This is a genomic window from Kroppenstedtia guangzhouensis (genome assembly GCF_014637345.1).
GTDB lineage: Bacteria > Bacillota > Bacilli > Thermoactinomycetales > DSM-45169 > Kroppenstedtia > Kroppenstedtia guangzhouensis.
In genome coordinates this window covers 1-22,235 of the sequence record NZ_BMEX01000008.1, presented here as the reverse complement: position 1 = coordinate 22,235, position 22,235 = coordinate 1, and the positions used below count along the sequence as shown (strand labels likewise).

The following is a 22,235-nucleotide window of genomic DNA, read 5'->3' as shown; positions in this document are numbered from 1 at the left end:
TTTCTTACTTGTGGTCATAAATTTTTTCCTTTATTTTTTTAATTTGTTCAAACCGCTTCGGCTTTCGGATTCACAAAGGCAAAACCCAGCCGCTGGATCAGGTCGGCTTGAAACTGCTCAGTTTTTCATCGTGGACAAATCGACGGCTTCAATATCCTTACGAACATGTCCCCTGGTGGTAAACAGCCAGGACGCCCCGACAAAAATCCAGATTCCAGAGATGATCATGCCTCCGACCTGTACCGGAAACCATTCGATAATCAGACCGGTCATAAAGGTGGAAACCGAAAACGAAAGGGTCGTACAAAGCTCGTGAAATGAGTAGAATCTCCCCAACACGTCCTTGGGGGTATCGCTCATGATTAGCGTGTCCGTGGCAGTGTCATCGACGGTGGAAAAAATACCTGCTATAAACAAGGCTCCGACAGACAAGAGCAGAACTGTACTCTGGGTATAAAGCCCGATGAACACACCTTCAAACATCGCCGCCCACCCGATAATCTGTGTCAGGGAAAAATTCTTTTTCATCAGTCGGGGAGCAAGAACAGAACCCAAGAACGACCCCAGTCCCAATGCGGCATACACACTTCCGATTCCGAGCGCTCCGATGTCCAGTTGGTGCTTTGCAATCACACTGAGCAAAACGTTAATGCCACCACCGGCCAAAGCCACTCCGACCGCCAAAAAGATGAGCTTTGTCAGGATCGGATGTTTCCGGATGATGTAAAAACCTTCAACCATATCCTTTAAAATCTGCCGAGGGCGAATTTGGGCTTTCAAAGAGAGGGGGTCAGCCTTCTGTTTTTCCTTTTTTTGGGCAGGGGAGGCCAGATTGATCGCGATGGTCGTAATCAAACTGACGGCAAATGTTGCAGCATTGATGATAAATGCCAATTTAACATTTTCCGATGCCACAATCCCGCCCAAAGCAGATCCCACGATCATGGATATTGCTTCGCCCGAAGCCATCACGGAGTTGGTCTTGGCCAAATCACCTGCAGCCACTTCAGTCACCAAACCCTTTTCGGCGGGAAAAAAGACGGAACTGGCTGAAGTCAACAAAGCAGCGCTCAAAATAATCAACCAAACCTGTTCCTCACTGACCACAAACAAGGGGAGCAATGCCGCTCCAATTCGAACCAGATCCGTCAGGATCACTACAGTTCGCCGGTTAAACCGATCCGAGAAAACTCCCCCGTAGGGACTGAAAACCAGACCGGGAATCATCTTGGCCAACATATATAACGAAACCAACAAGGCGCTGTTAGTCAGATATAGAATCAGAAACAAACTCGCCACGTTATATAACCAATCACCGGTGGAACTCGTGATTTTTTCCTATCCAAAGATAAGGCAGGGCCGGGTTGCCACGATACCAACGTCCAATCATGATGCCAACTCCTCCATCTGTCACATTCCAGTCGCTTACATCCTCCACTTTGTACTGTAAACCACGCGCTTTGACAATTGATGAGGAGTCATCCAGATTAGAAACATCAGAAAAATGTTCCTTCATTCTGCGAAGAACTTCCCTCAACAATCGAATACCGGTGTAACGACCATTGGTGTAAAGTGCCGGCCAGTGAACCAGTATAGAAATCACCTCGGAATTGGCCTGAATTTGGTCGACAATCACCCCCCGTGTTCCGTCTGCTGAAATATAAAGATCGGCAATCTCTTGAAAACATCCAGCTGAATGAGGTTTATTAAAAAGATGCATCATAAAATCGGGCACCGTACCTGGAATATGTACACACCCTTGCGGTTCTCCCGACTTTAAGTGAACTTGCGCTTCCAGCTTGGCGGGCTCGCCATCTGTTTCGTGGAGAAAGTACCAGCTCACATTTGCTTCCGAAACGTCACCAACGGCATTCATCACGGCGTTGACATAGTTTTGTTCATTTCCCTTCCCGAAATCAACAGGAGAAGTAATTCCGGTGGCAGGAATCCCCACACTTTTCAATATCCTCAGATCATAGGATAAGTAATCAAACAAGGTTTGTTCCGATTGGTTTCTTGACCATTCCTCTTCGGATTGAGGTCCCAATTCTCCCGTATGGATATCCATATATCGAGTGTGCGTCAAGATTTCAGGGCTTACATCAAAATGTGGAAGAAGGAACACGCGAACAGCATGAAGAAATTTTTTAGGTCATGGGATGTTACACCTTCAATTTCCCGATCAATCCTCCCAAGACCTCCCGGACAGGGAACCAGTGAGAGTTTACCCTTGATTTGAAATTCCTCGACAAGAGAGATGAATTTCCATAGAAGATCTATGGGGATCATTTGGCTCAGCAACTCATCATAAGGACCGAATGTAATTTCCGGGGAGTCATATTCAGAAAACTCCACTTGGGCAACATACTGATAAAGCAAATTGATACCCGGAGTCACATCATCCACAAAAATAGTAACCGGAATTCGATTTGAATCCATTTATTATCATCTCTGTCTATTACCTTCCATATGGGATACTTGTTGATCCAGCGCCCGAACATACCGATAAAGACGGGAAAGGTCACCGGAACTGGCTTTTTTGCATAAAGAATAGTCCGGGAAAAAACATCGGATATCTTAAGGAAGATTGTATCTTCCTGGATTCAACCGCTTTCAATGCATCTCGGATGAGATTGGCAATCTCGCTGAAATGGTGTATGTTCTCCGTTCCACAAGCGATCTGCAAATAGGCACCGTCTTCTTGATCTGCAATACACACTCTCGTCATGTTGAATCCAAAACTGGTTCCTTCCGTGATGGATAGTTTCCGGGACAAGGCCAAATACGTAATCAAATCCTTCAATTCCTCCGGAAAACCCGATTTGATGAACACAAGCCCCCCATATCCGACGCAACTGACATCGCAGAGACCCCGTAGCTGATCCACCAGCAAAAAAGCATTGCGTCGATGACGAGCAAGACGTCTTAACAGAAAATGACGAGGAACTTCCGGTAACAGCCTTGCATTGTAGGGATTGATGTTGGTTCCATTGGTTCCCCTCAGCGTCTCCAGACGGTGCCACAACTACCGATCCGGGCAGTTAATAAGGGATAAAATCCCCGCCGACCCAAGATCTAATCCCAATTGATAATACTTGATCAAACTCTCGATCATAAACAGGGATATTCCTTGCGGAGGGGGAGGAACAGAAAACAGATTCAAACCGATAATATCCGGGCTTTTGCAGCCTTTCTTCAGACAAAGTGCTGTGAATATCCGCATCAATTTCCAACAAAAATTCAGCCAAAGCCAAAGATACCGGAGGCTTTATAAGGTGGCTGATGGCATGTAAGACCCTTTCGTTCTCCATAATCTCCCTTTCTTCTTTCAAAGGGAAAATTGTAAAGAATATTGGAGAACATCTCCATACCCGTCTCATGGGCGTAAATCAGACATTTAATATTCTCCAATTTTGTAGTCGGCTTGTTCATTTTGCGCAACAATGAATTCGAAAATGCTTCCAATCCGACTTGCACGCTGACAAAACCCGCTTGCTTCATCAGCGCCATCAAATCTTTCGTCATCTTACGGGCATTCACTTCTCCCCAAAATTCAAAATCGCGTTCACCTTGAATAATCAACTGACACAAATCCTTCAACGTGCGGGGGCTTCCGTTGACTTCCCAATCCCCAAATATAAATCGGTTCATCCCGTATTTTTCATGTAAATAAGCAATTTCTTGATAAACACGCTCAGCAGAACGTGTAAAATAATTTCTTTGATATTCCGGTATGGAACAAAAAGAGCACTTGCCCCATGAACAACCCCTGCTAATCCATGTGGTTAAAGGGTAGGAGCGATTAATGATCTCCTCCTGGATTTCATCATAATCAGGCGGATCCACATCGTTCAGTTCCGGTGACTTGGTCGGAACCGTCATCACCTGATGTTCGCCTCTGTGAAAAACCCCTGGTAAGGATGGAATCCGTCCGTACTTATACAAAGAGTTGACAATGGCCAAGAGAGCTTCTTCCCCATCGCCCCAAACTACCACATCAACCTCAGGAAATAGTTCCAGATACCGATGAGCAGTTCTACCCATCATGGCAGGACCGCCCAAAACCACAGTCAATTCAGGTACGTACCGCTTGGCGAACCGGGCAAGGTATGCTGCATTGAAAACCTGCTGGGCAGTGCACGAAAAACCCAGGACAAAGGGAGGAGACTCCTCCAGTTCCTGCCTAAAAAGACTGAAAAAGAAAGCCGCGATGGTATTTACTGTTAATATCTCTTGAGTGACTTCGTTAAATAAAACAAATTGTCCATTGTCCCTACGGAAAAACTGAAAATCCGGATTGGCGATGAGGAAAACATCTTCTTTTTCCCTCGATAGATCGAGAAGAGACTTCACTATCCCTTCACCGAAAATTTGTATCAAGCCGGATCGAAGCAACCGGTTGCAAATCCCCCGATACTTGTCACTCAATTTCTCAGGAAATGTATTTTCATCCAGCCAAGCGGAAATCGTTGCCCCTTCTTCAACAGGTAAATTGACCACAAGATCCCGAGCCTTGTCGTAGAAGCTGATCACCGGACCCGGTTGTTCCCCACTTCTCAGAAAATCTCTTAAAAACTCCCTTACCACGACGTTGGGGGACAGATTGGCGCTGCGTCGGTAAGTCCCCGGAAGAAGGTATCCGGGATGTTCAGGCGGCTCTGTCGGAATGGGCCGCGATTCCGTTTTTGCTTGATTCGCGAGACAATATAATAAAAACGCTTCTTCTTCGTTGGTCTCTTTTTCAGCCAAGGTTGTCCACCTGATACGACCGGCCCTTTCATGTACTTCCCGAAGAATCGCCTTGTTATGAAATTGATTGACGAGATCTTCCGCTTCCTCTTGGGACAAACCAGACTTCACCGTATATTTGATTTCGAATATTTCGTCACCCATCAAGTGCCGGATATCATCCTTGAAGGTTACACCATATCGGTCGGGATGATAATAAACATCGGAGTAAACCTCAAGCCCGAAAGCCCCCATTCCCACTGTTGAATAGGGATTGCCGTATTCTTCCTCGGACAAGCGAATAACGTATTTTGAAAATTCACAGGTGTTCTTTGCTTCTTCCTCGGTTTCGCCGGGAAATCCCAGAAAGGTAAACAGATGAACCGCGATCCCTTCCGACAAACAACTTTTGATATTAGGTAAAATGTATTTAACCTTGGTTCCTTTTTTCATCAAATCCAAAACCCGTTGATTATAAGATTCCAATCCGAATTGCAACTTTCTGCAACCGGATTCAAACATCTGCCGGGCCAGTTGCCGGTCGATCCTTCTATCAAATCTGGTTTCGCCGTACCAGTTCACGTCCAGTTTTCGATTGACGATTTCTCTTGTGATTTTATTCAAACTGGGTATGATCAACGTTTCATCTACAAAGGTGAACATTCTAACATTATATTTTCGTTTTAAATTTTCCAGGTCATCAACCACTTTCTGCGGGTCTCTCGCTCTGAATTTGCTGCTGGCATAGGGTATAGTGCAGAAAGCACATTGATAGGGACAGCTGCGGGAGGTATACAGCGGTAATATCGTCTCTGGACTAAAATACTTTCCTAAGGGCAATCCATCAAAGTCAGGAGTGGGAATCGTGTCGATGTCGATGGATTTGGCAGGTGTGTGAATCAATTTGTCTCCTGCTCTGTATACCAGGTTTGGCGTGTCATCCAAAGATCGGTTGTTTTGTAAATTATCCAATAATTTGTAAAGGGACTCTTCCCACCATTATAGATTTGGTAACAGAAGATTGTCAATAGTTTCAAGGAAAAAAATTACTATATTGGATGTAAATGATCATTCAAACGTTGGATAGCAAAAAGAGACTGACCAAATAAATACAGCGCGACTTCAAGTCGCGCTGTGATCTCCGTTCTTTTCAGTCTTCCATTGTGGACAAGTCGCCGGTGGGAAGATCCAGTTCCCAGGCTTTCAGCACCCGGCGCATGATCTTACCGGAGCGGGTTTTGGGAAGTTTGTCTTTGAATTCGATTTCCCGGGGGGCAGCATGGGCCGCCAATCCTTTCTTGACGAAAGCACGAATCTCTTCCTTTAATTCTTCGGAAGGTTCATAACCTGCACGAAGGGCGATGAAAGCTTTAATGATCTCGCCCCGGACCGGATCCGGTTTACCGATGACCCCGGCCTCCGCCACCGCCGGGTGCTCCACCAGCTTGCTCTCCACTTCAAAGGGGCCGACCCGTTCGCCGGAGGTGTTGATCACATCGTCAATCCGGCCTTGGAACCAGAAATATCCGTCTTCATCCCGGTAGGCCGAGTCCCCGGAAATGTACCAACCCGGTATCCGGAAGTATTCCTGATATTTGGGCTCATTTTTCCAAATTTTCCTCATCATTGCCGGCCACGGCGTTTTAATGGCCAGATTGCCCATCTGATTCGGGGGTAACTCATTTCCCTCATCATCGATGATCCCCGCTTCAATCCCCGGGAAGGGTTTGCCCATGGAACCCGGTTTGATCGCCATGGCGGGATAATTGGAGATCAGGATGCCGCCGGTCTCAGTCATCCACCAGTTATCATGAATCCGGCGTTCGTAGGTTTTCAACCCCCAGCGAACCACTTCCGGATTGAGGGGTTCCCCCACGCTAAGGATATGACGAACCTTGGACAGATCAAATTTCCGTACCACATCGGCTCCAGCTCCCATCAGCATCCGGAAGGCGGTGGGGGCGCTGTACCAGACAGTCACACCATGGGTTTCCAGGGTTTTATACCAATCCTCCGGACTGAATCGTCCGCCGCGGATCACATTGGTCACTCCGTTGAGCCAGGGGGCAAAAATCCCGTAAGCTGTTCCCGTCACCCACCCCGGGTCTGCGGTGCACCAATAAATATCGTCTTCCTTCAAGTCGAGGATCCATTTCCCGGTCTGGTAATGATGAATCATCGCGTTGTGAACATGGAGAACCCCTTTCGGCTTGCCGGTGGAACCGGATGTGTAGTGCAGGAGCATCCCGTCCTCCCGGTCCATCCATTCGATCTCCAGTTCAGGGGAAGCTTCCGCCATTTCCTTTTCAAAGCTGTAAAACCCTTCTTTCAGATCCCCTTCATCGGCTCCGACGAGGATCACATGCTTCAGGCTTGAGATTTCCTGCACCGGGACACGCTTCAACAGTTCCGGGGTCGTCACCAGAGCGGTGGCATCGCTGTTTTCGAGACGATCCTTGACCGCCGCTTCCATGAAAGCTTCAAAGAGGGGACCCACAATGGCACCCACTTTCACGATCCCCAGAAAACTGAAGTACAACTCCGGACTGCGGGGCATGAAGATGAAGACACGGTCTCCCTTTTGGATGCCCAGCTTGCGCAGGACGTTTCCGAAGCGGTTGGACTGCTCTTTCATCTCCCGGAAAGTATACTTCTCTTCCCGCTTGGCATCGCTGTAGATGAGGGCAACCTTGTCCCCACGCTCGCTTTCTGCATGGCGGTCAATCGCCTCAAACGCCGCATTCACTTTACCGGTGTCAAACCAGGAGAAGGATTTCTCCACTTCTTTCCAGTCAAAGTCATTATAAGCGTTTTCATAGGATGTCAGATTGTTCCCTTCCGTCATGGCCGGGATCATTTCCCCTTGTTTCAACTCATTCCCTCCTCTTTTTTACAGGGCGGAGTCACCAGACGAGACCCGACGACAACTTTTGTTGGAGAGACGCCACAAATAAACGGATTGGAAAACAACTTTATGGTTTATATTATATCATAGATGGGAAGATTCGCAATCTTATCCGCCCTGGAAGGCTCCTACATCACAGGCGAGGGTTGCAGACAACCCTTTTGGGGCGATCACACCCGATGGAGGTGTCATAGACACTGTGATGGAGCACATCAAGGAGTATCACCGAATCCTGTGGAAAACAGACAGTGGAATGCTGACAGTGGAAGGGCCTGTTTCCCCCGAAACCTTGGAGCGGTATCCCTTTCACCCCGACCTGGTCGCATTTCGTCCGCCTGATGAGCAACGGGAAGCTATCATCGGGATCTCTCGCCTGCCGGAGGGAAGAATCATTATCGCCAGAACTGACGCAGAAGTGGTCGGTTATATCACTTTTCTTTATCCCGACCCCCTGGAACACTGGTCCAAGGGAAACATGCACGATCTCCTGGAACTGGGGGCGATTGAAGTGACCGCTCCCTACCGGCGGCATCACGTGGCCCGCAACATGCTCCGGGTCGCCTTTTCCGACCCTCACATGGAAAACTATATCGTCATCTCCACGGAATACTATTGGCACTGGGATTTGAAAGGAACCGGTCTTTCCATTTGGGAATATCGAAATGTGATGGAAAAGGTGATGTCCAGCGCAGGTCTGGAGCGGTTTGCCACCGACGACCCGGAGATCACCGCCCATCCTGCCAACTGCCTCATGGCGCGGATCGGTAAAAACGTGCCGCTGGAATCCATAGAGAAGTTTGATCGACTTCGTTTTCAGTACCGGTATTTGTACTGACTTAAAAAGGAGGAACCTCCATGCTGGTTGAAGAGATCATGCACCGAAATGTCCACTCGGTCACCCCCTCCACCTCCATCGGTGATGCCATCCACCTGCTGAAGAACCATCAAATCCGTCACCTTCCGGTCCTGGACGGAGACGTCTTTGTCGGTCTGGTCACAGACCGGGACCTTCGCAGTGCCTCTCCTTCCAGCCTCGATCCTAAAGGACTGCGGAACCTTCTTCACCGACCGGTCTCCGAAGTCATGATTCGTCAGGTGATCACTGCCCATCCTCTCGACTTCTTCGAAGATGCGGCCCGGGCCCTCTATGAACATCGGATCGGATGCCTGCCGATCCTGGAGGGAGAAAAGTTAGTCGGCATCCTGACGGAAACGGATATCCTCCGCCGGCTGATCGAGATTTTTGGAGTGGATCGCCCCAGCCAACATGTGGAAGTGGAGGTGGAGGATCGATTCGGGATTCTGGCGGAGGTGGCTGACATATTTGGCCAACATCGAACCAACATCAACAGCGTCATGCTGGAAAGAAGCCAAAAAGAAGATCATCTCAATATCGTCTTCCGGGTTCAAGCCAAGGATCTCGGAAAGATCATCGACAACATCGAACAAGCGGGACACCGGGTGCTCTGGCCGCGAACCAATCCTGACCCCGAGGGAGGAGTGTGACGTGAAGGACGAAGCCCGGTTCATTTACAGCGAAGACCTGCTCAGATATCGTTTCGGCGACAACCATCCCTTCGACAACCGCCGGTTGAAACCCACCCTGGATCTGATCCGGACTCTCGGTCGGCTGGAAGATCACCACCTGCACCCGCCGCGACCGGCGACAGAGGAGGAGCTCATCCTGGTTCACGACCCGGACTACATCTGTTTGGTCAAAGAGGCGGACCGGGGGGACATCCCCCGGGAACGACTGGAGGAGTATGGTCTTGGAACCGAGGACAATCCCGTCTTCCCCGGAATCCACCAAACGTCAGCCCTGGTTACAGGCGGCACCCTCGAGGCCGCGGAAATCGTGATGAGTGGACAAGCCCGTCACGCCCTCAATCTTTCCGGAGGATTGCACCACGCCCTGCGCGGCAAAGCCTCCGGCTTTTGCATCTATAATGATGCCGCTGTCGCGATCGCCCAGATACGTAAAAAATATCAAGCACGTGTTCTCTACATTGACACTGATGCACACCATGGAGACGGGGTCCAATGGGCTTTTTACCATGATCCTGAGGTACTCACTCTGTCCATCCATGAGACCGGGCGCTACTTGTTCCCCGGAACCGGAAATGTATACGAACGGGGCCACGACACCGGTTTGGGCTCCTGCATCAATGTTCCTCTGGATGCCTTTACTGAGGATGAATCCTGGTTGGATGCCTTTCAAAGGGTGATTCCCCGGATTGCCCGGTCTTTCCAGCCTGATGTCATCCTCTCCCAGAACGGTTGTGATGCCCACCGCTACGATCCCTTGACCCATCTGTCCGCCACCATGCGAATCTACCGCATCATCCCCCAGGTCGTCCACGAACTGGCTCATGAACTATGTGACGGCCGCTGGATCGCCGTGGGTGGGGGCGGCTACGATATCTGGCGGGTGGTTCCCCGGGCCTGGACCTATCTGTGGGCAGAGATGTCTGGACGTCCCCTGAATGAAATGGAGATTCCCCGGTCCTGGCTGGAAAAGTGGCAACCGAAGAGTCCACTGACACTTCCCGACACCCTGCACGACCCCGAGGGCTTGTTTGAACCGATTCCCCGCCGGGAGGAGATCACCCAGAAAAACGAACGCACCGTCAACCAAGTGCTTAAGATGGCCGGGCTGTTGAAGTGAGATGAACTCTGTCCCGATTCCGTATCTGATGAAGGCATTTTATTTTCATACTCCGTGGAGTCGGTTCCCCATCGGATGGGGATTGCCAGCCGCCTGCCGATTTCGCCGGGGTCGCCCTCTCTTTTCGAATCACGAGACCCATCTCACCCAATTACTTTAACAAAAAAAGCCGGCACTTGTCCGGCTTGATCTGTAGAAGTGAGCCCATCAATGAGCCAACTCCCCTTGAAGACGGGTGGAGTCGCGCAATTCCAGACGGTACTCCAACACCACTTGGTTCTTTTCGATGGGTTCATCATTCATGTATTTGGTCAAAAGACGCATCGCCACCGCACCGATATCATACATCGGAACCGCCACTGTGGACAGGAGAGGACGAATCTGAGATGCCAAGGGAATATTGTCAAAACCGATCACCGAAATCTCCTCCGGGACGCGTTTGCCAAGATCCTGGGCCGCGTGAAGTGCCCCTGCCGCCATTTCGTCATTCACTGCGAAGAAGGCCGTCGGTCCCTCCTCCGTCCCCAACAACTCCTTGGCCGCCTTCAGTCCGGAATCATAACGGTAGTTCCCCAACCGAATCCACTTTTCCTCCAAGGTGAACCCGTTGTCCAACAGAGCTTCTCTATACCCCAGATAGCGGGGATACCCGATGATCGGGTCGGTCAACGGTCCGCCCAACAGCCCGATCCTCCGATGACCTTCCCGGATCAGAACCTCTGTCGCCTCCTTGGCCGCCTGCACCTGGTCGATGGTCACAAACGGACGGTTTTTCTCTTTTTCATCCCGGGTGGCGGCCAATACGACCGGGATATCTGAACCGGAAAAAATCTCCCGATGCTCATCCGTCACCTCCCCACCGAGAAAGAGAAGCCCATCCACCTGCTTTTCAAAAAGAGCCTCAATTAACTGCAACTCCTTCTCCTTCTTGAGGTCAGAGTTGCAAAGGATGATATTGTAATGATACATATTGGCGATATCTTCGATTCCCCGGGCCAATTCCGCAAAAAACGCATAGGATATATCCGGGATTACGACACCGACAGTAGTGGTTCTTTTGCTGGCCAGTCCCCGGGCCACAGCGTTGGGTCGGTATCCCATGCGCCGGATCGTTTCCAGCACTTTTTTGCGGGTCAACGGCTTGACGTTGGGATTGCCGTTGACGACCCGGGACACAGTGGCCATGGAAACTCCCGCCTCCCTGGCCACATCATAGATGGTGACGGTTTCTTTTTTCCTGCCCATAGTTCACACCCAATGTTGTTTTGTTAGTTCCAAGGATACGATAAAAGCCATGGACCTGCAAAGAAAAAAGGGGGGCTTCCTTTGACAATTTGATAACAGATGCCGTCCGCTCCACCATCCCATACCTCATATTCTGTCCCCGCTGCATAAAAAAAACCGGCCGCAGAAGCCGGGCGCTCGTCGCGAATATCTGATCCGGCACACATCGATCCCCTTTCCCACCTTGCAAGGGAGCGGTTGAGAGCCGCTTTCCTTTAGACGATCACGGGATCTGCTGCCGGATGGACACCGTTTTTCCGCATCTCTTCCATAAATGCTTCAAACTGCGGGATATCGATCTGTTGATTGGCATCCGACAGGGCGACTGCCGGGTCCGGATGCACCTCCAACATGATCCCGTCGGCACCGGCGGCGAGAGCCGCTCGGGCCACTGGAAGCTGAATATCCCGCCGACCTGTGGAGTGGGTGATATCGACAAAAACAGGCAGATGACTCTCCTGTTTCAACAACGGAACCGCAGATATATCCAAGGTGTTCCGAGTCCATTTTTCATACGTTCGAATCCCTCGTTCACAAAGCATGACCTGACTGTTTCCCTTGGATACGATATATTCCGCCGCAAACAGGAACTCTTCCACCGTCGCGGACATGCCCCGTTTGAGGAAGATGGGAAGCCGGGAGGCACCCGCTGCCTTCAGCAATTCAAAATTTTGCATGTTCCGGGCACCGATCTGAATTACGTCGATATAGTCTTCAGCCCGTTCAATATCAACGGGGTTGACGATTTCGCTGACCACTTTCAACTGAAATTCATCCGCCACTTTCCGCAGGATTCGGAGTCCCTCTTCTCTCAAGCCCTGAAAATCGTAAGGAGATGTCCTCGGTTTGAAGGCACCCCCGCGCAGGAAGGACAACCCTTGGTCGCGGACAGCCCGAGCCACCTGACGGACCTGCTCCTCAGACTCCACGGAACAGGGACCAGCCACCACTGTTTTTGACTTTCCTCCGACGGCAACCTCCCCGACCTGTACCACTGTGTCTTCCGGGTGTTGTTTCCGGCTGACCAAAAGTGCCTTCTTATGATCTTTCTGTTGCAGGTCGAGGGAAGCCTTGAAAATTTGCTTAAACAGGTGACGGATGGTGTCATCATCGAAGGGGCCGGGATTGACCGCAGTGACCCTCTCCAACATGCTCCTTTCCCGGATGGGATCAAAGCGATTGATTCCCTGCTTTTTTTTGACCTCTCCGATCATCTGTGCCAATTCGGCACGCCGGCTTAAGAGTTCCAAAATCTTCATATTGACCTCGTCCATTTGTTGCCGGAGTCGATCCAGCTCGTGGCCCATCTTCAAAGCTCCCCTCTTGAAGTTTTTAAAATTAATTATATCGAAAAAACAGGCGCTTGTCAGGGGAGTTTTCGTGGATCCGTATTCCGATATACTTCAGGGAACCACAGGTGTGGCTGCCATCCGGTCAAACCAGCGGGAAATTTTTTGTTTGTTATCCGGAAAGGTGAATGTTTCCATCCGGGGATTTTTTCCTGTGACGAGGATAACGGACAAGGGGAAGCGATTCTTTTCCCAGTCTTTTTTTTCCGGGGTGAGACCCGAGGCGGCCAAAATCATCCCCATGGTTTTGTCGTCAGGAACCCGTACAAAGACAAACCGCTTAACCTCCTTGAACCAGTCCGGTTTACCATCCAGGATGAAGGGAAGGGCGCTCGGATAGACCAAGGCTGTTTCCAATTGCGCACCCTTTATGGAATTCTTCGGACGGATCACTTGAACATAATCGCTTTCCGGAATATGGAGCTTTTCCGCTTGTGTAGCCAAGACCGTCAGGTGATGGGTCTTGGCCACGACATCTTCTCCGGGATCTGCCCCATTGGCCATTTTACTGATAGGGACGCTCCGGTGTTGGGTCATTCCGGGAAAAAAAGCCACCAGAAATGCAATCGAAGTACAGACAGCAGCCCATTTGATCAGTTGATTGGCCAGGGCGACAGATTTGGACGGAGTCCGATATTTTCGGATTTCTTCGAGGGATTCGACCAGGTTGATCATCTCCTGCAGGTCGTTGCGGCAGATGTTACACTCCGCCACATGTTCTCCCAATCTTTTACGGTCCGCCTCTTCAATCTCCTGGTCCACATAGAGTTGGATCAGGCGATCCATATCCTTGCAAGAAGACATCCATCGAACCCCTTACTTTCTGGAAAGTCGCTCTTTCAGCATCTTCCGCGCGCGAAACAGCTGGGTTTTCACTGTCCCTTCCGGGAGATCCAGAGCTTCGCTGACCTCTGCATAGGTGTATCCGCAAAAGTGCCGGAGCTCGACCACCCGTCGGTAAATCTCGGGAAGGTCCCGGATCTCCGCCTTCACTTCTTCCAACATCATCCGCTGTTCCACTTGCTCTTCAACGGAGACATTTGTCGAGTGGGGTGGTTCTGATTGTATAAACGCGTCTTCCAAGGCGACCAGTTTCAAACTTTTTTTCCTTTTTTGATCTCTGAATCGGTTGGTCATCATGGTGCGGAGCCATGCTTTCAGGGATTTTTCATACACATATTTATTGGACTTGCGATGAGCTTGCCAAAGGGTCTCCTGTGTCAGGTCCTTTGCATCCTCTATATTGCCTGTCAAGCGGTAAGCGATATGGTACAGATAACGTCGATGCTCCTGGAGCCGTTCCAGAAACTCATCCGTGACAGTTTTTCTTTGTGTTTTATCCAGGCTCATGGAAATCCTCCTGCTTCCCATTCTTCTATCTCAGGTTTTCCGACTCTAAGTACTATTCTTCAAAACGGATGGAATGCCATTTCCCGTTATATGATACAGAAACATGTTCTCGCGAAAAGTACAACCCACCCCATACTCGTTGGGATGGGCTGTGAAGCCGTATGCTTCCATTTTCTCTTTTATATCAACCGGAATGCATTTAATCGCCAAGAAGAACCACACCGCAAGTGACCAGAACCACACCGGCCACTTTTGAAACAGTGACAGCCTCCCCGAAGATCACCACGGACAGCAGAAAAGCCAAGACCGGAAAGCTTCCCACCACTGGCATCACTCGTCCCACCTCTCCAAACTGGAGCGCCTTGAAATAAAAATATTGGGCGAAAAGCACTCCAAACACCCCTCCCAGCAGAACATAGATCAGGGATTGCAGGTCGGGTACTGCCAGCTTCCCGCTTTTGGCTGTCATAAAGAGATAGACGGAAATGATGGCTGTCGTTACCGAAGCCCGGAGAAACAATGCCATCGTCGGTTCCGTACGGGCCAGCCCCAGCTTCTCGAAAATAGGGGCCACTCCGAAGCTGAAAGCCGCCAACAATGCATAAATCATTTCTTTATTCATGTCTACCCCCGTCCCCGCCGTTTGTCCCATCTATATGCGGGGACAGGCAGGGATAGACTTTCTGCGGGAACTCACCTTAAGTCAGTTGAGGCCGGATCCGACTTCGCCTCGATCTCCACCCATCGCTGGCCGGAGTCCACCTCGACATCCCCGGACCCTTCATCTTTGGTTTTCTTCAAAGATTCCGTGGCGGTATCCCTGATATCAATCCATTTCTCCGTGGCGGCCTCTTTCAGATTCCCTGCGAAACGGCCCACCTCCCCGGAGCGGTCCCTGAGTATCTCTCCTGCGCCATCCAGGCTTTCAAGCAGCTCTTTGCGCATTTGGCGCCCCGTCTTGGGAGTGAGAAGCAGAGCCGCTGCCGCCCCCACCAAACCTCCGACCACTGCACCGAAAAACAGTTTTCCGTTGCCGTTGTTACCCATCTCATTCATCCCCTCATATGTTATTTGACTCGCCTGACCTGATCTCCTTTGTCAGAACGCTTCTCCATACGCCATTTTCTGAGCAATTCCAAACCGGAACCCACCAGAGCCGTCACATTCGCCAGGCGCTCTTTCTGGGCGGAAGCCGTACGAGTGATCCCGGTGGATAATTCCTCAAGACTGTGGCCCAATCCCTGAACGGATTCAAAAAAGACATCTGTCTGCCGGCTTTTCCGGTTCATATCATCGATCAACTTTCTTGTTTCATTCAACGTCTTGCGGGATTCGTCGGCAACCTCCTCCAGTTGGGGGCGAACTTCATTCAAAGTCCGGTCCACCGAATCCAACGTCCGGTTCACTTTCCGAAGAGAGAACACAACAGCTGCTACCAAAACGACAAAGGCCAGGGAGGCGACGGCGACACTGATTTCAATGACCAAAACGACACCTCCTTCACAGGATTCTCCAAAAGGGAGGCTTCCATTTCCGAAGTTGGTTTATCTGTCCAATCCATGACCTACCGGATACCGGCCGGGGATCGACACCGGTAGTTTGCCGCGGATCGGGACTTCGCCGGCAATTGCACCGGCAGCGGCTTTCAACAAATGTGAATCATAACCGTAAAGAGCCAGATAGGTGACATCCCTCGGAAACACCGACACTTCATAAGGTGTGTCCAGTCCGAGGACGATGACCGGAATTCTTCTCTCTGACAGGGCTTGGACCAACCGGCGCTGTCCGGAATGGATCTCCGCCCGTGACGTCCCGACGACCACCCCGTCCACAGCTGTTGCTTGGTCGATCAATTCATTCATCTCCTGTTGCGATGGGTCAGGATCCAGTTCCCGATGTTGCGTGCGGAAACCATTAGCCTGCAACGACTTTTCCAATTCGCGCCCCCCTGCCACAGACACCACCAGGAGTTTCTTCTCCAGTGCCAGAGGAATCAGGCCCTTTGGATCCTGAAGGAGAGTCAATCCAGCTTCCGCCGTCGTCTGAGCCACCTGATCATTACGGGAAGTACCCACCCGTTGTGGGACTTGTTCCACCGGGGTGATGGGCTGTTCGGCAACGGAAGCGACTCCCCCGGTCCGCTTCCCCTTGAGGTGGAGGATGCGCCGGAGAGAACGGTCAATGCGGGCTTCGGAAATCTCCCCCCTCTTGACTGCATCCCGAATCCCACGGATGGAGGCCTGTTGGCGGGTGAGATCGTGAGAGATGAGCAGTATATCGGCACCCGCTTTCACCGCTCGGACCGCCGCTTCTTTCGCACTGAAGTTGTCCACGATCGCCCCCATTTCCAGATCATCGGTAATGATCACCCCGTCATATCCCAGCCGCTCCCGCAACAAACCGGTCAATACCTTATGCGAGAGGGTGCCGGGAAGGCCTGGGGTGTCATCCAGTGCTGGAAAGGTGATGTGAGCGGACATCACCGCATCGGTCCGGTTCAAAACCTCCTTGAAAGGAACCAGTTCCACCCGGTTGAGCCTGTCCATCGAATGGGTGACCGTGGGCAGATCGATGTGGGAATCGGTGGAAGTATCCCCGTGTCCGGGAAAATGTTTGACCACTGTCAGCACACCCCCATCGTGATACCCCTGAATTTGGGCGGAAGCCATGTCAACCACCTGGTAGGGATCGCCCGAGAAGGAACGGATTCCGATCACCGGGTTTTTTGGGTTGTTGTTCACATCCAGAACCGGAGCCAGGTTCATATTGATTCCCATCCCACGGAGCTCATCCCCGACCACCCGGCCGGATCTCCGGGCGAGATCGGGGTTTCCGGAAGCTCCCAACGTCATGCCACCGGGAAACTGTGTCACTCCTTCGCGGATCCGGGCCACCTTACCTCCTTCCTGATCGATGGAGATAAACAGGGGGATTCCCGGGGAGGAGGACAGGGCAAGGTGTTGCATACTGTTGTTCAACTCCGCTGTCTGCCGTGGACTTCCGATATTGCGGTCAAACAGGATCACCCCACCGACATGGTGATCACGGATCAGCGTCCGGATCTGCCGGTTCATTTCCTGTGCGGGTCGGTCTTCATTGTGAAAGCCGACCATAAACATCTGTCCCACTTTTTGTTCTAGGGTCATCTTCCCGATCGTATCCTGAATGGTCCCTTCCAGCTGTTTTCCCTCCGCCTTCGGAGACCAACCGATCATTCCACCTCCCGTTCCGGGATGGGATGATGGAAGAACAGCCACGGCCAAAATCAATATCAACAACAGTCCACCCCGAAGGGAAGGAGACAAACTCACCACTCCTTTGAATCATCAAAAAGAAGTCCCCCCCATTATATCCCGCTCTCTCTCCCGTTTGAAGAAGGCCTTATTTCCTATTTTGAATGTTCGGCGGTGTGGTACATGGATGAGGCTACCGGTATAATGGGGAAGGATATAACTGAAGAGGTGATCCCGTTGGACAAAAAAACAATCGTCGTTCTGGAAGGCGATCAGACCGGTCAGGAGCTCCTGGAAGAATCCTTGCGTATTCTCGATCCGGAAGTGATCGGTTTTGAGATTGAGCTCAAAAAATTCGATCTGAGTCTGGAAAACCGCCGCAACACCAAAAACGAAGTGGTATACGAGGCAGCCCGGGCCATGAAAGAAGCGGGATACGGTATCAAAGCCGCCACAATCACCCCTGAAGCCAAAGGAGATGTGGGCAGTCCCAACGCCATCCTGCGCAAAGAGATCGACGGAAAAGTAATTATCCGCACCGGACGTCGCATACCCGGAGTTCGCCCCGTCGCAGGTGCCTTTGCCCCCATCTCGGTGATCCGGATGGCGGTGGGGGACGCTTACGGTGCCAAAGAATGGCGGGAAGGTGAAGGAATCGATGAAATTTCCTGGCGGACGGAATCCATCGACCGGAAAACCTGCCGCGCCGTGGCCGAATACGCCTTCCGCCACGCCAAACGGACCCATGCCAAGGTTTTCGGTGGTCCCAAATACACCGTCAGTCCTATCTATGAAGGAATGCTGAAGGAAGAAATGGACGCCGCCAGCCAAAGATATCCGGAGGTGCCTTATGAACCTCAGTTGATTGACGCCACCTATGCTCTACTTCTGAACAACACCGGTGATTCCCTGGTGATTCCGGCTCTCAACCGCGACGGCGACTGCCTGAGTGACATGGTCTTGCAGCTCTTCGGATCCATCGCCGGCTCGGAGTCGATTCTGATGAGTTTTGACGAGGACTTCAACCCGAAAGTGGTCATGGCGGAAGCCCCCCACGGTACCGCTCCCACCCTCTTCGGAAAAAACCTGGCCAACCCGATGGCCATGATCCTGGCCGGCGCCTCCCTTCTGTCCCACCTCAACACGGAAGAAGCCTCCCTCGCTTCCCGTGCCGTCTATGAAGCCACGATTGAAACAGTAAAAGAAGGGCACCGCACAGCAGATCTGGGCGGCAGCGCCACCACCACCGAGTTTACTTCAGAAGTGATCCAAAAAGTGCAGACCAAGCTGGAAGTGTGGAAAAGCATGCAAATGTAATGAAAGGCCCTCATTTGCTCTGTCCTGCGGGACGGAGCATTTTTAATCATTAGATTCACATTTCAAAGGCGTCGAAGCTTCTGTATAATCAGTATCGAAACAGCGTCAAAAAGGGGTGAGATCAATGTCCGACAAGAAAATGACGCCACTTCAGAAAATAGCCGTCCGGACTCCCGAAGGAATGTTGCTGGCCGGGATTTCCGGTTTGGGTTACTTCTCATCATATCTGAGCGACCTTGGCTACAAATCCCATTTTCACATCCCTTCCATGTTTGTGGAAATCAATCTCAACTCGGTGGTCCTGTCCGTCTGTGTAATCATCTTCACTTTGTTCATCGCGTTCCTGTCCATCACGGTACCCCGGCTCCGGAGAGTCGGTCCTTATCTGTTTTCTTTCTTCATCACCGCTTCTGTCGCCGTGGTCATCGGTATGAAACTGGGCTTTTCCCTCAGCAGAACCAATCTGTTCACCTTAATTTTCTACTTTCTGCTGTGCACCGGTCTGCTGTTATTATTTTTCCAACTCACCAAAAAAGAGAATCGGATCACCAATCTGGCCGCTGTCATGGTATTGTCGGGTCTGATGATTTTCGTCTCTTATTCCAGCGGCAGTTTGATCGCCCAGAATCAGAAGTTTTTTCTCGTCTCTGACGGGAAGTCTCCCTTGGTGGTGGTCGATACATATAAGGATTCACTGGTGGTGGCCCCCTTCGATCCGAAAACCAAAACCGTGGCGCCACGATACCAGTTTGTCCATCTGGAATCCGATCTCAATGCCAAACTGAACTTCTCCATGAAGAAGGTGGGTCCCTTAAACATCTCCACTGAGTGAAGGGGATCAAAACTGGTTCCCCGCCTGCTTTTACAACAGGGTCCGTCATGGACCCTGTTGTTGTTCCAGTTTGGGCAAGAATGTGATAAGATCGGGGAATAAATTGCCAAACCTGGAGGTAACCATGATTGCTCTGCTGATTTTTTTATTATTCTTTCTCTTTTTGTTATTGATTGTCGGCACGATTGTTCTCATCGTCCTGATCAGCAAGGTGAACCGTCTGTCAGAGCGGTTGGAACGTCTGGAAACCATACCGTCACCCCCGCGCAAGCCCATTTCCTCCCCTTCCGCCCCGGCGCCCCGGCCTCAAGCGGGGGAGAGGGAGATGCCGCCGGTGGTCGGCCCAACCCCTGTCCCCCCTCCTCCGAAACGGCAGACCCCCCCACTGCAGCGGGAGACTCCAAAGAAGAAGGAGCATCCTTGGCTGAAGGAAGGTTGGGAATGGTTCATCGGCGGGAGACTGATGAACCGGATCGGTGCGCTGGCATTGATACTCGGGTTCGGCTTTTTTCTGAAATACGCCTTTGACCGGAATTGGATCACGGAATCCGTCCGGGTTTGGACGGGAGGTGCACTCGGCATCGGTCTCGTCTTGTTGGGGGGAAGATTCCGTCGAAAAGGAATGACCGTTTTTGCCCAGGGTTTGGTCGGTGCCGGGTTGGCCATCGATTATCTGGCCGTTTACGCATCTTTTAATTTCTATCACTTGATACCCCAACCGGCAGCTCTCTTCTTAATGTCTCTGGTGACAGCACTGGCCTTTCAGCAAGCCTTGCGCCACGATTCCATCGCTGTTTCACTGCTGGGCTGGGCGGGAGGCTTTTTAACCCCTTTTCTGCTCAGCACCGGTGAAGTGAATGAAGTGGGGCTTCTCTCCTATATGGCCCTGTTGGCTGCCGGATTGCTTCTGGTCTCTCTGAAAAAGGAGAAGTGGGTGCCTCTCCCTCCCCTCACACTGATCGGGACTTACTTCATCTGGCTTTCGGTTCGGGAGATCTCTGAGAACACCCTCCTTCTCTTCGGATTCCTCACCCTGTATTGGGGAATGTTCCTGGCTGCTGAAGTCCGGTTCGGACGAAACCGGCAAGTGACGGGAAGGGTGCTCAGGCAGGCGGCGGCCGCAGTCCATGCTCTGATGTACTTCGGAGGCATGTTCCTGTTGTTCCATCAGGATCAGCAACTGGCAGGGTGGATCTCTCTCGGGGTCGGTTTGGTTTACTGGCTGATCCAGTGGAAACTCCCTCTGGAAAAAGGGTTTGCCACACAAATGAAACTGACCGCACTCACTTTTGCGGGAGTTGCCGTTCCTCTGTGGTTCTCCCCCTTCCCCACCGTGGCCCTGTGGGGTTTGGGTGCACTGGCTCTCCTGTGGCAAGGTCGTCGCAAGTCCTCCCCCCACCTGCGGATCTTTGCCTCGATCCTGTACATGGTGGCCTTCCTGCGCCTTCTGTCCCAGGGAGAGGCCTGGATGGCCCCTGTGGAAACCCATCTCCCGTTGTGGAATCTGCGCGCACTCGCTTTTCTCCTGCTGGCGGGGGCTGCGGCCGGGGGCGCTCTTCTGTTGCGACGGATTCGGGGGGAAGCCTGGTCGATCATCCAGGGAGCCCTCCAAACCGGGTGGGTGATGCTTCTGTTTCTGTGGATGACAGTGGAGACCAACGACTGGTTCCGACAGCGTCTCGCGGAACAGCCCGGCTCGGAAACAGCGTTGAATTTCACCCACTTGATGGGGCTGGCGGGAATCTGGTCGTTGTATGCTCTGTCCCTCGTGTGGGTGGGGTTGAAAAAACGGATGTACCCGCTGCTCTTCTCCGGCACGGGGATCTTATTTCTCTCACTGGTGGTCGGGGGAATCCGGGGATTGATGTATCAACCCTTGGATGCTTATCTCCCTCTGCTCAACCTCCGATTCCTCGTGCTTGTATTATCAGCTGCGGTTTTGCTGGGTGTTTCCTTCCAACTGCGGCACCATGAGTCAAATGCTCCATGGGCGAAAAGCATCCGGGTCATCTTGCCTCTGTTGGCTTCCTTGGTTTTGTTTGAGCTGTTCACGGTGGAAACCAGAGACTACTTTCAACAGGCGTTGGAAAGACTGCCTTCCGGTGACACGGAAGCGTCGCGCTCACTGTTCAATATGCAACAACTGGCGATCTCCGGGGTGTGGCTTCTCTATTCCATCACACTGATGGCAGTGGGAATCCGGCGCCGTCTCCGCAGCCTCCGCATCTTGGCCATGGGCTTGTTCGGTCTCACCATCCTGAAAATCTTTATCTTTGATCTCTCTTTCCTGGACACCCTGTACCGGATTTTCTCCTTTATCGGTTTGGGGTTGATCCTGCTGGCAGTCTCTTATATATACCAACGGTACAAAGACCGTTTCTCCCTCACCGGGTGAACCCCATGGAAAAAGCCGGGGTGACCCCGGCCTATGTAATGAGTCCCAATATTTAAACAGTCGTTGTTTCCTTCAATCCATTTTCAATCCCCAGCACCACTTCATCCAGGGTCATCTCACCATCGAGGTATACTTGAATCAACTCATAGACCAGATCCGTCTTTTCCTGGGGATACT

The 22,235-nt window shown here is 51.5% G+C and carries 19 protein-coding genes; 6 read left to right on the top strand and 13 right to left on the bottom strand.

Annotated features, from left to right (window positions below):
• Nucleotides 1-117: 117 nt before the first annotated feature.
• The 5 genes from IEV46_RS11495 to acsA all read right to left on the bottom strand — a co-directional run bounded on the left by IEV46_RS11495 (nt 118) and on the right by acsA (nt 7,585).
• Complete coding sequence (locus IEV46_RS11495; RefSeq protein WP_188432704.1) at nt 118-1,299, bottom strand: MFS transporter; 1,182 nt, start codon at nt 1,297-1,299, stop codon at nt 118-120.
• A gap of 13 nt (nt 1,300-1,312) precedes the next feature.
• The gene (locus IEV46_RS11490) at nt 1,313-2,047 is read right to left on the bottom strand and encodes a hypothetical protein (RefSeq protein WP_188432703.1); all 735 of its coding nucleotides are present in this window, start codon (nt 2,045-2,047) and stop codon (nt 1,313-1,315) included.
• A 474-nt stretch (nt 2,048-2,521) separates the two neighbouring features.
• Complete coding sequence (locus tag IEV46_RS11485) at nt 2,522-3,025, bottom strand: hypothetical protein (RefSeq protein WP_188432702.1); 504 nt, start codon at nt 3,023-3,025, stop codon at nt 2,522-2,524.
• Between the two features lie 215 nt (nt 3,026-3,240).
• Entirely contained in the window at nt 3,241-5,631 is a 2,391-nt protein-coding gene (locus IEV46_RS11480; protein WP_188432701.1) for a B12-binding domain-containing radical SAM protein, read from the bottom strand.
• A gap of 247 nt (nt 5,632-5,878) precedes the next feature.
• Complete coding sequence (gene acsA / locus IEV46_RS11475) at nt 5,879-7,585, bottom strand: acetate--CoA ligase (RefSeq protein ID WP_188432798.1); 1,707 nt, start codon at nt 7,583-7,585, stop codon at nt 5,879-5,881.
• A gap of 250 nt (nt 7,586-7,835) precedes the next feature.
• Between acsA and IEV46_RS11470 the strand changes: the two genes are divergently transcribed.
• From IEV46_RS11470 to IEV46_RS11460, 3 genes are read left to right on the top strand one after another with little or no spacing between them, the layout of a single operon-like run.
• Nucleotides 7,836-8,468: a GNAT family N-acetyltransferase gene (locus IEV46_RS11470; RefSeq protein WP_188432700.1), complete on the top strand. Its 633-nt coding sequence runs from the start codon at nt 7,836-7,838 to the stop codon at nt 8,466-8,468.
• A gap of 20 nt (nt 8,469-8,488) precedes the next feature.
• Nucleotides 8,489-9,139: a CBS and ACT domain-containing protein gene (locus tag IEV46_RS11465; protein WP_188432699.1), complete on the top strand. Its 651-nt coding sequence runs from the start codon at nt 8,489-8,491 to the stop codon at nt 9,137-9,139.
• Between the two features lies 1 nt (nt 9,140).
• Nucleotides 9,141-10,298 (top strand): acetoin utilization protein AcuC, encoded by a 1,158-nt coding sequence (locus tag IEV46_RS11460; RefSeq protein ID WP_188432698.1) that lies wholly within the window; start codon nt 9,141-9,143, stop codon nt 10,296-10,298.
• 207 nt (nt 10,299-10,505) lie between these two features.
• On the opposite strand, the gene ccpA is transcribed toward IEV46_RS11460, so the two are convergent.
• The 8 genes from ccpA to nagZ all read right to left on the bottom strand — a co-directional run bounded on the left by ccpA (nt 10,506) and on the right by nagZ (nt 17,556).
• Nucleotides 10,506-11,543, bottom strand: coding sequence for a catabolite control protein A (gene ccpA, locus IEV46_RS11455; protein ID WP_188432697.1), 1,038 nt, complete (start codon nt 11,541-11,543; stop codon nt 10,506-10,508).
• A 254-nt stretch (nt 11,544-11,797) separates the two neighbouring features.
• Entirely contained in the window at nt 11,798-12,889 is a 1,092-nt protein-coding gene (locus IEV46_RS11450) for a bifunctional 3-deoxy-7-phosphoheptulonate synthase/chorismate mutase (RefSeq protein WP_188432696.1), read from the bottom strand.
• 96 nt (nt 12,890-12,985) lie between these two features.
• The gene (locus IEV46_RS11445; RefSeq protein ID WP_188432695.1) at nt 12,986-13,735 is read right to left on the bottom strand and encodes an anti-sigma factor family protein; all 750 of its coding nucleotides are present in this window, start codon (nt 13,733-13,735) and stop codon (nt 12,986-12,988) included.
• Between the two features lie 12 nt (nt 13,736-13,747).
• Nucleotides 13,748-14,281: an RNA polymerase sigma factor gene (locus IEV46_RS11440; RefSeq protein ID WP_188432694.1), complete on the bottom strand. Its 534-nt coding sequence runs from the start codon at nt 14,279-14,281 to the stop codon at nt 13,748-13,750.
• 199 nt (nt 14,282-14,480) lie between these two features.
• Complete coding sequence (locus tag IEV46_RS11435; protein ID WP_188432693.1) at nt 14,481-14,903, bottom strand: EamA family transporter; 423 nt, start codon at nt 14,901-14,903, stop codon at nt 14,481-14,483.
• A gap of 71 nt (nt 14,904-14,974) precedes the next feature.
• Nucleotides 14,975-15,328: a YtxH domain-containing protein gene (locus IEV46_RS11430; RefSeq protein ID WP_188432692.1), complete on the bottom strand. Its 354-nt coding sequence runs from the start codon at nt 15,326-15,328 to the stop codon at nt 14,975-14,977.
• Between the two features lie 20 nt (nt 15,329-15,348).
• On the bottom strand, nt 15,349-15,768 hold the full coding sequence (locus tag IEV46_RS11425; protein WP_188432691.1) for a DUF948 domain-containing protein: 420 nt from the start codon (nt 15,766-15,768) through the stop codon (nt 15,349-15,351).
• A gap of 57 nt (nt 15,769-15,825) precedes the next feature.
• Nucleotides 15,826-17,556: a beta-N-acetylhexosaminidase gene (gene nagZ, locus IEV46_RS11420; protein WP_188432690.1), complete on the bottom strand. Its 1,731-nt coding sequence runs from the start codon at nt 17,554-17,556 to the stop codon at nt 15,826-15,828.
• A gap of 195 nt (nt 17,557-17,751) precedes the next feature.
• On the opposite strand from nagZ, the gene IEV46_RS11415 reads away from it, so the two are divergent.
• The 3 genes from IEV46_RS11415 (at nt 17,752) to IEV46_RS11405 (ending at nt 22,058) form a co-directional block, all read left to right on the top strand.
• Nucleotides 17,752-18,831 (top strand): isocitrate/isopropylmalate family dehydrogenase, encoded by a 1,080-nt coding sequence (locus IEV46_RS11415; protein WP_188432689.1) that lies wholly within the window; start codon nt 17,752-17,754, stop codon nt 18,829-18,831.
• 124 nt (nt 18,832-18,955) lie between these two features.
• On the top strand, nt 18,956-19,663 hold the full coding sequence (locus IEV46_RS11410; protein WP_188432688.1) for a hypothetical protein: 708 nt from the start codon (nt 18,956-18,958) through the stop codon (nt 19,661-19,663).
• A gap of 124 nt (nt 19,664-19,787) precedes the next feature.
• Nucleotides 19,788-22,058: a DUF2339 domain-containing protein gene (locus tag IEV46_RS11405; RefSeq protein ID WP_188432687.1), complete on the top strand. Its 2,271-nt coding sequence runs from the start codon at nt 19,788-19,790 to the stop codon at nt 22,056-22,058.
• Nucleotides 22,059-22,235 lie beyond the last annotated feature (177 nt).

Coding starts and splice junctions, on each gene's coding strand:
- IEV46_RS11440 (WP_188432694.1), bottom strand. CDS start 14,281: ATGAGCCTGGATAAAACACAAAGAAAAACTGTCACGGATGAGTTTCTG.
- IEV46_RS11470 (WP_188432700.1), top strand. CDS start 7,836: ATGGAGCACATCAAGGAGTATCACCGAATCCTGTGGAAAACAGACAGT.
- IEV46_RS11445 (WP_188432695.1), bottom strand. CDS start 13,735: ATGTCTTCTTGCAAGGATATGGATCGCCTGATCCAACTCTATGTGGAC.
- IEV46_RS11465 (WP_188432699.1), top strand. CDS start 8,489: ATGCTGGTTGAAGAGATCATGCACCGAAATGTCCACTCGGTCACCCCC.
- acsA (WP_188432798.1), bottom strand. CDS start 7,585: ATGATCCCGGCCATGACGGAAGGGAACAATCTGACATCCTATGAAAAC.
- IEV46_RS11450 (WP_188432696.1), bottom strand. CDS start 12,889: ATGGGCCACGAGCTGGATCGACTCCGGCAACAAATGGACGAGGTCAAT.
- IEV46_RS11405 (WP_188432687.1), top strand. CDS start 19,788: ATGATTGCTCTGCTGATTTTTTTATTATTCTTTCTCTTTTTGTTATTG.
- ccpA (WP_188432697.1), bottom strand. CDS start 11,543: ATGGGCAGGAAAAAAGAAACCGTCACCATCTATGATGTGGCCAGGGAG.
- IEV46_RS11430 (WP_188432692.1), bottom strand. CDS start 15,328: ATGGGTAACAACGGCAACGGAAAACTGTTTTTCGGTGCAGTGGTCGGA.
- IEV46_RS11435 (WP_188432693.1), bottom strand. CDS start 14,903: ATGAATAAAGAAATGATTTATGCATTGTTGGCGGCTTTCAGCTTCGGA.
- IEV46_RS11410 (WP_188432688.1), top strand. CDS start 18,956: ATGTCCGACAAGAAAATGACGCCACTTCAGAAAATAGCCGTCCGGACT.